Raw genomic sequence first — 13,378 nt, 5'->3', positions numbered from 1 at the left:
CCTGCTAAATAATATTATACCATAAAACGATCAGATATGTCAAGCACTATTTTTCATATTTCATGGTTTTAGTATAACACTAAAATACAGCTCAGTCAAATCAAAAGACGTCCATATTGAAATCACCGGTAATGGGATCTACAGTAAAACTCTTTTTTGGGAATTCTTTTATATAAAATTTAAACGCCAATTTTTCAACAGAAAAAGCCGGGTCTGCAGAAAACTGCCCCTCGAAAATTAAACCCCAGCAGTGAAGATCTTTCTTGACTGTAACATCAAAACTTTCCACGGTCCAGGAATCAGTATAGAGATCAAGAAAAACTCCAAAAGATGGATCTGCACCTGAGAAATCGTAAGAGATTCTAAATCTTGAAGAGCTTTTTATGTATAAACCTGAAAATTCATGCTTGGTTTCATCAACATAGAAACTACCCTTTGCTTCTACTGACAGCAAATCCACTGGCCATGGAGTGAGTTTATAAATGATTTTCAAATCTGGATTTTTCATAAAGAAAAAATCCATTCCTTTTATCGTCAATGTATTTGTAATAAAATCAACAGGTGTTTGCTCTCCATAGTAGCAGGTAAATTCTGTTGTGTGTTTCAGGGTCTTGTAGGAAACATTGAAATCAAAATCAGTTTTGTACAATTTTTCGCTGAGGGTTTTGTACACAGTATTACTGTATAAGGCAAAGCCAACTGATCCTAATTTGAATGCCGTACTCGTCTTGAATATCAAATCATCCCACTGTCGATTGAGTAAATCATAAGTTGTGGAAAATTGAAACAAGGTTGTAGGCACATTCAACTTGGCAAGAAACTGAAGTTCAGATTCATCTTCAGAATTTGAAAAACCGGAATAGATATCATTTGAAAGAACACCTGTCCGGGAATATGTTGTCGAGAAACTCAAAAAATTCAATGGCTTAAGTGTCAATCCGGCTTCAAAAACATCGGCTATTCTATAAGCTGGGTCTTTGTCAATAGATAACCGGACACCAGAATAAATATTATTCGTAACAGATAAATCCATCCATGCGAGAGAAAATCTCGCCGTTTTCAGAGGCAATTTCGAATCTATCAAAAGGTAGGTTTTCTCTGTGAAGTTCATTTGCTCAATCTCATAAAAACCCGTGAAACTCGTCGTAAAGGTTGAAAATGGCGATGGAAGATTGATTGAAAGCGTCGCGTTAAGTTTTCCAAGGCTGTCAATTTCTTTCAGATGATCAAGCAATGAACCTTCTGAATATTCGACAGTACTTCTGTGGTAAAAAGAATTCACACTGAGAGAAAAAGGTGAGGCAGAGAGAGATATTTTTTTCAACGTAATATATGGCAGGACCCAGTACACGCTATTAGAAGTTCTCAGTCTGGAAAGTTCCAGAGAAAGTTCCTTAATCGGTGAAATCTGATAATAGATATAGCTCTTTTCATCTGTAAAAAGCAGCCTCATTTTTGTTGAAATACCACTCGAATAGGAAAAAACACTATCAAGGCTGTATTCAATTTCTGATTGATCCAGCGGCTGGCGAACATAGTAAGAAGAATCTATCTTGAAATCCTTCCATTTCTTTTGCAAATCAAATTGCGCGTACCTCCCATTTTCAGAACCCGATTCAATCCATCCTATTTTTGCTCCTATGCTACCATCATTGAATGTAACGTTGTATTCACTTTCAAATGATAATCCCTCGTCCTTCGAGTAGCCAAATCTCACCGCGAATGGTTGAGGACCATCTTTAAGTGATACAAAATAAACAGGTAAGTAAATTGTAGGAATATCAAGTATATAAAATATTGCGTTATATGCAGCAAGATATTCATTTTCTTTTACTTCAACATTCAAAGCCTGCAACCTGTAATGTGGATGATCAAGCTCACATGTTGTCAAATATCCTCTTTCTATTTCGTATTCTGACTGATCTTTTTGCATAGTATTACCATAAAAATAAATTTTGTGTTCAACTTTTTCTTCATCGGTGTAGATTGTCTCTCCTTTTACTTTTGCAAGAAGCATGTGTTCAGTCGAAAATGTATATAAAAGTGTATTTGATTTGATAAGTGTATCTTCTTTTCTGTATATGACATCCTGGTAGGCAAAAACTTTCTCTGCTGCACCCTTATCGTTTATATAAACTGTGAGAGATTCACATTGAATTTGAGATTCTTTGAAAGTCGCTATCACATCTCCTGAGAATGTTAGTGAAGTTGCATCGTAAGTTACTGAACTCGCAGTCACAGTTAAATTTGGAAGTTGTGAAGAAAATGTAACCGAAGAAATTAAAAGTACAGCTATAAGAAACAGCTTGGAAAGGCTTTCCTTTATTTTATAGCTGGCAGGTGTATCGAGGAGTAAAAAGAGCAGAGCACCTGTTACACCAAAAATCGTGTTCGGTATCCATGCCGAAGTGACTGGATCAACCAGCCTTTCTTTTCCCATAGCGCCAAGCCACGCTCCACTACCCTGATACAAAACGACTATAACAAATGTCAGTATCACACCCCATGATTTGCTCTTGAGATTGAACATAAGTGAAAGAGGAATTCCAATAAGCACAATTATCACTGGCCCAAGCGAAAGTGAATATCTCGTGTGAAGTTCCACGATCCACGGGGCTGGATCCACTCCAAGTTTTTTGAAAGTGTCTATTCGCTCCTTGAGTTCCTCGCTTCTCATATCCTTTGGTGTTTTGCCGACGCGCATTATAGATTCTATATCTTCCTGAAGATCAAGCTCAACTTTGTTGAAACTGATATCAAATCTCAGCACACCATCTTTATCAACTCTGTACATTTTCCCATCGTACATGAACCATTTGTTTTTTTCTTTAACAACCTTTTTTGCTGTTATTATCTCCTCCTCAGAAGGTTCATTTCTGAAAAGCACTACATCTTCAAGAATCCCATTTTGTCTGTCGTACTTCTTTACATAGAAATACTGGCTCTCATCAATTTTTGTTAGAACATTTTCGCTTATAAATACTTCAGGTCTCTTATAGACGTATTTCGAAATCACACTGTCTGCCTTTTGATTGTACAAAGGTACTATTCTATCGCTGAGTACATAAGTCACAAAACTCAAAGCTATTGATAATATCAAAAAAGGAACAATCAAAACTTTCAATGATATTCCATGAACTTGCAATGCCATTAATTCATGATCTGTTGAAAGCTGTGAAAGAACCCAGAATATTGAAAGCAGAATGCCAACAGGAATCCCAAGTGCCACAAAATATGGAAGGTAATAATACAGAACTTTCAGCAAAACAAATATTCCAACTCTATGTCGAACTATCAAATCAGATAGTTGATAAAGTATCTCAACACTGACAAAAATAACAAATCCCGCAAGGCCTATGAGCATAGGGCCCACAGAAAGTTTGATTATATATTTAGTCAATATTCCCAAACAGAACACCTTCGCTTTGCTTAAAAAGTTTCATTTCATCGCGAAAGCATTTATAAGCTTCTGAGGTAACTATATATAAAACTGTCTCAACAACATTTGTTGAAAGGTCCGCAATTTCCTCTATTCGTTGAGCAATCTCTGCGAGAAGCATATTTTTCTCTATTTGATCTGGTTTATTTCTAATGGAATTCAAAAGTTCGCTTCTGATTTCCTGATATAGTTCGTCGACTTCGGCATCTTTTGAACATATCACAAAAGCCCCTTCTGGTTGTAAATCTGCGAGCAGTCTGATGCTTTCTTTCAACATATTCGAAGTCAATTTTCCCAACTTTAAAATGCCTGAGGTGTTCAGAGGTTGTTCCCTAAGCAAAGTGATGGTAATTTGCGATATTCTCCTTGCGTTGTCACCAATACGTTCAAAGATATTGGCAAGCTGAATACTGCCAACTACAAATCTTAACCGAGAGCCAATGAGTGTATGAATGCCCATCATCACCGCGGCTTCTTCTCTCAGTTCAATTTCCATTCCGTCCAAAACATTGTCATCTTCTATCACTTGTTTGGCCAATTTCGAATCTTTATTTTCAAGAGCCTCTATCGCATTCAAAAACATCTTTTCAGTATACCATCCCATTTTCATAAGAGCCTTTCTAAAAAGTTCCATCTTTTCATCCACGATCCACTTCATTTGTAACACCCTTTCCATAGCCAACTTTATCTTTCAGCACAGCAAAAAAATCATAATAATCGGGTCTGAGTAAAGTGAAGTGCTTGCTCGATTTTTGCACAGTAATAGAGTTCACCTTTCCCACAATCACGCCATCAACAATTACTTCACAGATGTTAAGGGTATCGACTGTAATCCTTTGCTCATTTGGGACGACAATGCTCCTGTTCTGCAAATAGTACGGAGCAATGGGCATAATTTGAATAACCTCACTCACTGGCGTGACAATAGCTCCTCCGAGAGATAGATTATAAGCAGTTGAACCTGTTGCAGTCGATATAAGTATCCCGTCTGCAAAAAATAGTAAATCGCTGCATCCATCAAAAGACAGCCTGAATTCTCCCATTCGCCTTGAAGGAAGATGAAAAACGACATCATTTACCGCATCATAATCTACTTCATTTACCTTCACTGTCAGCATGAATCTTTTTTCCATCAACAATCTCTGTTGCGATAGATCTTTGAGAAATCTATCTATTTCCTCAAGTTTATACGATGCAAGAAATCCAACTCTACCTGCCTTGAATCCAATGATAGGACATGTAGTGAACTTTGCGACTTTTATTACTGTTCCATCTCCACCTACAACTATGACAAAATCGCACCCTTTAGAAATCACTTGCTCTTCAGCCTGGCAAATCTGGTTAATCAGTATGTGTGAACTTATCTTTTGAGATAAATTTCTCGCTTCTTTTTCTTTGTCGTTCCGATAATAAATCACTGCTGAGGGTTTCAACGCAGCACCCCCGCTAAATCTATCAATGTCCTCACAAGGAAGATATCAAGAAAGGTAAGGATCAAAATAGCAACCATTGGAGTTATATCTACCGGTCCTATCGGTGGTATAAGCCTCCTTAAAGGTTTAATTATAATAGAAGAAACACCATCAACAAATTGCCTTAAAGGATAATAGTGGTATGGTGTAATCCAGCTCAGAATCGTAGACACAATAACACATGTCATCTCAAAATAAATAAAAATTTGAAGAACCTTCGCAATTGCCAGGATCAGATTAGAGATCACGAACATTTCACTCACTCTCCTTTAAAAATAGCTCTGCCTATTCTGATCATAGTTGCTCCTTCTTCTAACGCCACTTCAAAATCATTACTCATCCCCATAGAAAGATGCTCCAGGGATGGAAAATCTTTTCTATATATGTCTCTAAGCTGCCTGAGCTTTGAGAAAATCCATCGAACCTCCTGAGGGTTTTCAACGTACGGGGCCATAGTCATTAATCCCACTATTTGCACAGCGCTAAGGGAAGAAGCAGCTTTCAGGAGCTTTTCCAGCTTGATTGGGTCAACGCCAGCCTTTGTTGGTTCACCTGAGACATTCACTTCGATCAAAATTTTTTGAATCTTCTGGAATCTTTCCGCTATTTTGTTTATTTCTTTCAATTCTTCTTCTCTCCAAACAGAATGTATGTATTCGCATCTCGGAACTATATACTTCAGCTTATTTGTTTGAATTCTTCCAATAAAGTGCCAGATGGCATTCGTAAATTGCTCTGATTTTCGAACAAGTTTCTGGGCATAATTTTCTGCAAGATTTTTTATACCAAATTCAAGTATCTGTCTGATAGAATCCATATCAGCTTCCTTTGTGACAGCAATAAGCACAACCGAATCCGGGTCTCTACCACTTTTAGCCGTTGATTGATCAATCTTTTTCTTAACTTTCATCAGATTTTCGTAAAGACTCATCGAACAAACCTCCTGAAATCTTTGAAGGATACCCAAGATGTTCGTAAGCAATACCAGTTGCCACTCTTCCTCTTGGGGTACGTATAATCAAGCCCTGCTGCAAAAGATAAGGTTCATGAATTTCCTTCAGTGTATCAATCTCTAAATTCAAAGTAGCCGCAAGAGCTTCTATTCCAACAGGACCGCCATCATAGATTTCAATCAGGGTTCTCAAGATTTTTCTATCCATTTCGTCCAGACCGAGTTTATCTATTTCCAAAATATCCATCGTTTTTTCGACCAGATGAGAAATTATTTTGTTCTCTTTCCTAATTGTGGCAACATCTCTCACTCTCTTGAGAAGTCTGAGTGCTATTCTTGGAGTTCCACGTGCCCTTGAAGCGATTAACTGGGCTGCCGATTCTTCTATTTCTATATTCATTATCTTGCAGGCCCTTTTAATTATTTCCATCAATTCTTTCACTGTGTAAAATTGCAACTCAAGTATCATTCCAAAGCGATTTCTCAAAGGAGAACTTAATAACCCACTTCTTGTGGTTGCTCCAACAAGTGTGAATGGCTTTAACCCTATTCTGATAGAACGGGCCGTTGGACCTTTTCCTATCATTATGTCAACTTTATAATCTTCCAGAGCAGAATAAAAAACTTCCTCCACTGCTTTGTTTATTCGATGTATCTCATCAATGAAAAGGATATCTCCCTCTTCTATACTTGATAATATTGCAGCGATATCACCCTGCCGCTCAAGAACTGGTCCGCTCGTAATGTGAATATTTTTACCCATTTCCTTAGCTATGACAAATGCGAGCGTTGTTTTTCCAAGTCCTGGCGGCCCAGAAAAAAGTATGTGATCAAGTGGTTCGTTTCTCAATTTTGCAGCTTTCATAGCAATATAAAGTTTTTTCTTTACTTCTTCCTGGCCTATATAGTCTTCCAAAGTATCTGGCCTCAACGAAACGAGTATTGCATCACCTTCTCGATTTTGCTGAACAAAATTCATTTTTTTCTCCTTTCATGGGTAAATTCTATACAATGTTCTTGCAAATGGTATCGATTCTCTTATATGTTCTAACCCGCAAATCCAGGCAACTGTTCTCTCAATACCCAAGCCGAATCCACTATGTGGCACACTTCCCCATTTTCTAAGATCAAGATACCACTGGTATTTATCCTCAGGCAAATTGAACTCGTTCAACCTGTCGAGTAGGAGATTATAATCATGTATCCTCTGTGAACCACCTATTATCTCTCCATAACCCTCAGGAGCAAGCAGATCCCCGCACAATACAACCTCAGGCTTATGTGGATCCGGTTGCATGTAAAATGCCTTGGCTTTGCGAGGATAATGCGTAACAAAAACCGGTTTTTCAAAATTCGAGGCAATTATTGTTTCCTCATCGCCCCCGAAATCGTCACCCCAACGTATATCAGAACCATTTTTCTGCAATAACTTGATTGCCTCATCATAAGTTATTCTCTCAAATGGGACACACACTTTTTCTAACTTTGATACATCTCTTCCAAGTGCAATAAGATGCTCTAATGCATTATCCAAAACATATTTCACTATGTATGATACAAGCTCCTCCTGCAGCCTTAAATTGTCCTCATGTTCGTAATATGCAACTTCAGCTTCATGCATCCAGAATTCTATAAGATGTCTCCTGGTTTTCGATTTTTCTGCCCTGAAAGTTGGACCAAGGTTGTACACTTTTCCAAAAGCCATGCAAGCTGCTTCCAGGTATAACTGCCCGGTTTGAGTCAAATAAACTTTGCCATAGTCAAAATAATCGAGTTCAAAAAGATTGCCTGCACTTTCTCCTATAGCTCCAGTAAAAATGGGGGTATCTATTAAGACAAAATTTCTTTGCCTGTAAAACTGTCTTATTGCTGTCAGCATGGCGTCACGAACTTTAAGGATATGGAACTGTCTGCGCGAACGTAACCACAAATGGCGGTAACTCATTAAAAAGTCTATTCCGTGATCTTTTTTCGAGATGGGATATGGTTCTTCTGGTATCTGAACCGGAACAATACCTTTTGCATGCACTTCCACACCATACGGAGATCTCCTGTCTTCGACGATTTTACCCCTAATAATAACACTGGATTCAATTCTCAATTTGCTTGCCACTTCAAAGACCTCTTCACCCACATCTGATCTTTCGACCACTACCTGAACAAAGCCTGTTCCATCTCTAAATTGAAGAAAATGAATTTTACCACTTGATCGGATATTCCATACCCAACCGCGTAACTCAACTTCCTGGCCAATATAATCTTTCAAATCCTCAACATAAACCCACACCGTGATCATTCCTCCTTAATTTCTTTTTCTATATTCTTATGATAACACCTGATCTCTCTCTTGAACATCTTTGCTACCGTGGTATAATATTTTCGGTGGCGACGTAGCCAAGTGGTTAAGGCGGGGGTCTGCAAAATCCCTATGCGTGGGTTCGAATCCCACCGTCGCCTCCAGGTTTTCCTTCCAGAACATTACTCCCTTGACTAATACATTAATAGTTGCATAATCTAAATCAGAGGTGATTCGATTGAATATTAAACGCCTTGAGAGATTTATCTATCGAATCAAAGGCGTTAACGTTGATGCAGTGGTTTTCACTGATCAGGAGACTATTGATAATCCAGAATTCAAGGAGGCTCTTCAGCAAATAGTCAATGTTACACAGTTACCAGGAATTATAGCGGCGATCGCCATGCCTGATATTCACTGGGGTTATGGATTTCCCATTGGGGGCGTGGGGGTCTTTGATACTGAAACCGGAATCATATCGCCAGGAGGAATCGGATTTGATATAAATTGTGGCGTGAGATTAATGTTAACTTCTCTTCATGAAGAAGAAGCAAGACCAGTTTTGAGAAAACTAATTGAGGAAATATACAGATCTGTTCCTGCTGGTGTCGGGGCGAGCGGAGCTGTAAAGATAAACAAAAAAGATTTGCGCTCAATATGTATCTATGGTGCTCAATGGGCTGTAGATCAGGGTTATGGCAGCAAAAGCGATTTAGAAAATATCGAGGACGGTGGAAAACTCAGCCCGGCTGACCCCGAGGATGTCTCGAAAAAAGCTTTTGAAAGAGGGCTCGATGAATTAAGTACCCTTGGAGCAGGAAATCATTTTATAGAAATTCAGAAAGTCGAACGCATATTTGACAAAGATACAGCAGATATATTCGGTATCTTTGAAGGTCAGGTAGCCGTCTGTATACACTGCGGAAGCAGAGGTTTTGGCCATCAAATAGCAACTGACTATATTCAAATTATGAGAGATAATCTCAGCTCACATAACAAAAATTTACCTGACAAACAACTGATTAATGCCCCATTCAGCCACCCAATAGGGCAAAAATATTTCAGTGCCATGAATTGTGCTGCAAATTATGCATTTGCAAATAGACAAATGATTTCGTACATGATTCAGTTAGCTTTTCACAAAACTTTCCCTTCAAAAAATATGTGGCTTCTCTACGATGTGGCTCACAACATTGCAAAAATCGAAGAGTATGAAAAAAGAAAAATGATAGTTCATAGAAAAGGTGCAACACGATCTCTCGGGGCTGGAAATCATCTCTTACCACAGAAATTTATTGAAACAGGCCAACCTGTGTTGATCCCGGGAAGTATGGGGAGCGCATCTTACATACTTGTTGGCGCAAAAAAGGCTGAGCAGATCTCGTATGCAAGTACTGCTCACGGTGCTGGTAGACTTCTGGGAAGACGGGCTGCTCTGAAAACATTGAACTACGAGAAATTGATGAATGAACTGAAGCAGAAAAATATAGAAGTAATGAGTAAAGGAAAGAGAACATTAATCGAGGAGGCTCCGGCTGTTTACAAGGATGTTGATAAAGTTGTAGATATTGTTGAAAAAGTAGGTATCGCGAGAAGAGTGGCGCGATTAATACCAATGGGCGTGGTAAAAGGGTGAGATTATATCTAAATTTAGAAGGTATTGCCTCAACGCTTTACAGCATCATTATACAAGGAGCAATTTTTACTGGACTTGCATTGGCATTTAACTTGGATGAATTTTTAATAGGTGTCAGTGCATCGTTTCCAATGATAGCTCAGGTTTTTCAGGTGATTTCACCAGTAATCATAAAGAAATTTCCCAAACGAAGGTTTATGACAAATGTTTTCAACCTCCTTTCAAGATCTCCGTGGATTTTGTTAATGATTTTTCTTTTGTTTCCAAACAGAAACCCTGCGGTCTTCATAACAGTTTTTGCCATTTCACAGATATTTGGAACTCTTGCCGGGAATGCGTGGACATCTCTTGTCAGAGATCTAATACCTGAGAAAGAGCGTGGTTCGTTTTTTGGTAAGAGAAATGTATATATATCTCTAACTACACTGGTTGCTTTCTATGGCTATTCACTCTTGATCGAGAAGTTCAAAGATCCACTTGGATATGAACTAGTAATAGCCGCCGGCATGCTTGGCATGCTTATTTCTCTCTGGTCTTTGAGAAAAGTCCCCGATGTACCTATAAAGAGTTCCGGGGCTCTGGTTGAAACAAAACTTGTACTTCAGGATTTCAATTTTATGAGGTTGTGCATCTTTTATCTAATGTGGAATGCGGTGATAGCTTTCAGCTCACCATTTTTCAGTTTTCACCTGTTGAAAAATTTGAATGTTCCTTTTTCATACATAGGATTCACGACAGTTATAAACAGCGTGGTTGCCATGATATTCTATGGTTTCTGGGGAAAATTTTCAGATAGGCATGGGCATAAGACAACAGCAGTACTTGGTGTCTTCATAGCTTGTTTCATCTCCCCTCTCTGGATCTTGATGAATCAGGCAACATGGAGATATATGATGTTGATTGATGCTGTAATGAGCGCCATAGCTTGGTCAGCAATAAATCTATCGTTCTTGACATTGCCGATGGAAGTCGCAAGCAGTTCATCCCCCGCTTATTTTGCAATTTATTCTGTATTTGGGGGAATTGGAGGGCTGATAGGATCCTTGGTAGGAGGAGCAGTTGCAAAAATACTCTCTTCTTTAAGTTTCAATATTTTAGGAATACCGATTTTTGGAATTCAATTTATGTTTTTAGCAGCAGGATTCTTGAGGGCATCTGTGTTAAGATTTTTATTGAGAGTGAGAACAAAAAGATATGTTCCCGCAATAAGGCTTGCAATAAACACTCTCAGCCATTTATCAAGAAACAACGCATTTAGAACAAACGGTGTGAATATGTACGACTTAAGAAGAGTCATAAGAAAAAAAATTGAATCAAGATTGGAGGAAGACAAAAGATGGCGCGTGAGACGATGGTGGTAACACAGGTTAAAGAATCAACAGTTATTCTCGAAAAAGAAAGGACCTCAATGTGCGGTAAATGTCCAGCAAACATGTTTTGTACTGGCGAATCTCAGAAGATTCGATTAGAAGTACAAAAGGCAGGGTTTGATCTGAAAACTGGAGATAAAGTAATAGTGGAGACTCCCGCGACAGGCAGCATCAAAACTGCTATGCTTGTCTATACCCTGCCCACGATAATTTTTGTCGGTAGCCTTATAACAACCATTTCTCTGCTAAATGAAATCGAAGGACTTTTGATATCAACTGCTGCTGTAGCTGCGTATTACTTCTTTCTGAGGTTCTATGATACAAAATTCAGAAAGAAGTTTCGCCCAAGAATAATCGAGATACTCAGAGTTTGATTGAAAGAAGATCCATCAGATGCCTTTTTTCCTCAGCAATAATTTCTTTGATAATCTGTTTTTCTTCTTCGATATAGGGAATTAATTCTGAATAAAATATGATGCTATCTTTCTCCACTCCTATAGCAAAATTCAAAGCATCCTGCGATGTCATATTTGTTTTCATTTTCTCTATATTTGGGAAAATCGAAACATCTGCAAGACTTTTCAAATAACCTGCGGTCTCTTCTTCAATCCAGTTGCTCAATGAGGCATTCTTCTTCTTATCGTCTTCAATGAGTTTTCTAAAAATCTCCTGATGCTGCCTTTCCTGTTCGGCAAGATCTGAAAAGAATTTTTGTAAACTATCACTATGCTGCCGGGACAAATTTGAATAAAACTCATAACCACTCGCTTCGATTTTCAAAGCGATAGACAACAAATCTCCAAGAGACACCATGCTCTCATCCTCCCAATTAGAATTCAGCAATTTCCACCTGTAAAGAACTTATACCATCAAGTATTTCTTCAGGGCTTATCAATCGGCCTCCAACCTTTGTTACAAACTTTACTTTTAGATTCCTCTTGGACAGGGCCAGAATTTCCTTTGCGTACTGGCCGAGATTCATTTCTGCAAATAAAACTCCTTCAACACGAGACAACAATCTCTTTAACCTGTTTGCTGCAACAGGCCAGATTGTTATAGGCCTGAATAACCCCACCTTTATTTTGTCCTGTCTGGCTATCTTGATGGCCCTTATGGCGCTTCTTGCAACTGATCCATACGCAACAACCAGTATTTCTGCATCATCAGTCATAAATTCCTCATACATTGCTATTTCATCAGCATGAATTCTGATCTTATTAGATAATCTTCTGATCAATTTATCACTAACTTCAAAGCTTGCCTGTGGAAAGCCTGATTCATCATGGACAAGCCCTGAAACGTGAAATCGCGCCTTTCCCATCTCAATTAAAGGAGTAGGAGTTGGTTCGGCTGTATCCTGCTCTGAAAAAGGTGTGTAAACTTCTTCCTCCTCCAGTTCACTTTCGGTTAATCTCGGAATTACCCTTATATCTCGTTCATCTGGCATGTCAAAAGTCTCCCTCATGTGGCCAAGTACCTCGTCCATTAAAAAAATAACCGGTGTTCGGTATTTTTCAGCATAATTGAACGCTTTGATTATCAACTTGTAAGTTTCCCCAACACTCCATGGATACAGAGCTATTATTTCGTGATCTCCGTGAGTTCCCCATCTTGCCTGCATTATATCACCCTGAGCGGGTTGTGTTGGTAATCCTGTGGATGGACCTCCACGCATTACATTCACAAAAACACACGGAGTTTCTGTCATCACAGCATATCCAAGAGCTTCCTGCATTAAACTGAAACCAGGACCGCTGGTAGCAGTCATAGATTTTACCCCAGCAAGAGATGCTCCTATTATTGCAGCAGCACTTGATATTTCATCCTCCATCTGGATGAAAACTCCCCCAATCTTTGGAAGTTCTCTTGCCATGGTCTCAGCTATCTCGGAAGAAGGTGTTATTGGATAACCAGCATAAAATCTACAACCACCTTTAATGGCCCCGAGTGCACAAGCTTCATTACCCTGCATTAAAACTCTTTCACCCATTTTGAGCACTCTCCTGTACAGATTGTTTTTCTTTTATAACAATCGCGAAATCCGGACAGAGATTTTCGCACATCAAGCAGCCAATACATTTTTTTTCATCACTGACAACTGGCTCCAGTAAATTTCCCTTACCAATAGCACCAGTTGGGCAAAAACTGTAACATATTCCACAGCTTTTGCACCAGGAATAGTTTATTTCAACTTCATAACTTTTTTTCACTTT

The 13,378-nt window shown here is 38.7% G+C and carries 13 protein-coding genes and 1 tRNA gene; 4 read left to right on the top strand and 10 right to left on the bottom strand.

The features are described 5' to 3' along the window. Positions 1–100 precede the first annotated feature (100 nt). From TLET_RS04790 to asnS, 7 genes are read right to left on the bottom strand one after another with little or no spacing between them, the layout of a single operon-like run. Positions 101–3,418: a YjgP/YjgQ family permease gene (locus TLET_RS04790; RefSeq protein WP_228369038.1), complete on the bottom strand. Its 3,318-nt coding sequence runs from the start codon at positions 3,416–3,418 to the stop codon at positions 101–103. Continuing rightward, a complete protein-coding gene (gene phoU / locus TLET_RS04785; RefSeq protein ID WP_012002979.1) occupies positions 3,393–4,097 on the bottom strand; it encodes a phosphate signaling complex protein PhoU in 705 nt (234 codons plus the stop codon). The genes TLET_RS04790 and phoU overlap by 26 nt, the downstream gene beginning before the upstream one ends. After that, a complete protein-coding gene (locus TLET_RS04780) occupies positions 4,078–4,872 on the bottom strand; it encodes an NAD(+) kinase (RefSeq protein ID WP_012002978.1) in 795 nt (264 codons plus the stop codon). Before TLET_RS04780 ends, phoU begins: the two co-directional genes overlap by 20 nt. After that, positions 4,869–5,165: a YggT family protein gene (locus TLET_RS04775; RefSeq protein ID WP_012002977.1), complete on the bottom strand. Its 297-nt coding sequence runs from the start codon at positions 5,163–5,165 to the stop codon at positions 4,869–4,871. Before TLET_RS04775 ends, TLET_RS04780 begins: the two co-directional genes overlap by 4 nt. A 5-nt stretch (positions 5,166–5,170) precedes the next feature. Beyond that, a complete protein-coding gene (locus TLET_RS04770) occupies positions 5,171–5,842 on the bottom strand; it encodes a YggS family pyridoxal phosphate-dependent enzyme (RefSeq protein WP_012002976.1) in 672 nt (223 codons plus the stop codon). Then, on the bottom strand, positions 5,811–6,842 hold the full coding sequence (ruvB, locus tag TLET_RS04765) for a Holliday junction branch migration DNA helicase RuvB (protein ID WP_012002975.1): 1,032 nt from the start codon (positions 6,840–6,842) through the stop codon (positions 5,811–5,813). Before ruvB ends, TLET_RS04770 begins: the two co-directional genes overlap by 32 nt. Before the next feature lie 12 nt (positions 6,843–6,854). Then, complete coding sequence (gene asnS, locus TLET_RS04760; RefSeq protein WP_012002974.1) at positions 6,855–8,150, bottom strand: asparagine--tRNA ligase; 1,296 nt, start codon at positions 8,148–8,150, stop codon at positions 6,855–6,857. 97 nt (positions 8,151–8,247) lie between these two features. Between asnS and TLET_RS04755 the strand changes: the two genes are divergently transcribed. The 4 genes from TLET_RS04755 (at position 8,248) to TLET_RS04740 (ending at position 11,539) form a co-directional block, all read left to right on the top strand. Beyond that, positions 8,248–8,323, top strand: a tRNA-Cys gene (locus TLET_RS04755). A gap of 74 nt (positions 8,324–8,397) precedes the next feature. Then, a complete protein-coding gene (locus tag TLET_RS04750) occupies positions 8,398–9,795 on the top strand; it encodes an RtcB family protein (RefSeq protein WP_012002973.1) in 1,398 nt (465 codons plus the stop codon). Then, the gene (locus TLET_RS04745; protein WP_012002972.1) at positions 9,792–11,156 is read left to right on the top strand and encodes an MFS transporter; all 1,365 of its coding nucleotides are present in this window, start codon (positions 9,792–9,794) and stop codon (positions 11,154–11,156) included. Before TLET_RS04750 ends, TLET_RS04745 begins: the two co-directional genes overlap by 4 nt. Continuing rightward, the gene (locus tag TLET_RS04740) at positions 11,132–11,539 is read left to right on the top strand and encodes a SoxR reducing system RseC family protein (protein WP_012002971.1); all 408 of its coding nucleotides are present in this window, start codon (positions 11,132–11,134) and stop codon (positions 11,537–11,539) included. The genes TLET_RS04745 and TLET_RS04740 overlap by 25 nt, the downstream gene beginning before the upstream one ends. On the opposite strand, the gene TLET_RS04735 is transcribed toward TLET_RS04740, so the two are convergent. From TLET_RS04735 to TLET_RS04725, 3 genes are read right to left on the bottom strand one after another with little or no spacing between them, the layout of a single operon-like run. Continuing rightward, positions 11,529–11,978, bottom strand: coding sequence for a ferritin-like domain-containing protein (locus tag TLET_RS04735; RefSeq protein WP_012002970.1), 450 nt, complete (start codon positions 11,976–11,978; stop codon positions 11,529–11,531). The genes TLET_RS04740 and TLET_RS04735 overlap by 11 nt on opposite strands. Before the next feature lie 16 nt (positions 11,979–11,994). Beyond that, positions 11,995–13,155, bottom strand: a complete 1,161-nt coding sequence (locus TLET_RS04730) for a 2-oxoacid:acceptor oxidoreductase subunit alpha (RefSeq protein ID WP_012002969.1) — start codon at positions 13,153–13,155, stop codon at positions 11,995–11,997. Next, complete coding sequence (locus tag TLET_RS04725; protein WP_012002968.1) at positions 13,148–13,375, bottom strand: 4Fe-4S dicluster domain-containing protein; 228 nt, start codon at positions 13,373–13,375, stop codon at positions 13,148–13,150. The genes TLET_RS04730 and TLET_RS04725 overlap by 8 nt, the downstream gene beginning before the upstream one ends. Positions 13,376–13,378 lie beyond the last annotated feature (3 nt).

Origin of the sequence: Pseudothermotoga lettingae TMO (genome assembly GCF_000017865.1) — a bacterium.
GTDB lineage: Bacteria > Thermotogota > Thermotogae > Thermotogales > DSM-5069 > Pseudothermotoga_B > Pseudothermotoga_B elfii.
The sequence above is the reverse complement of the archived record's forward strand: the minus strand, read 5'-3'. Positions and strand labels throughout refer to the sequence as shown.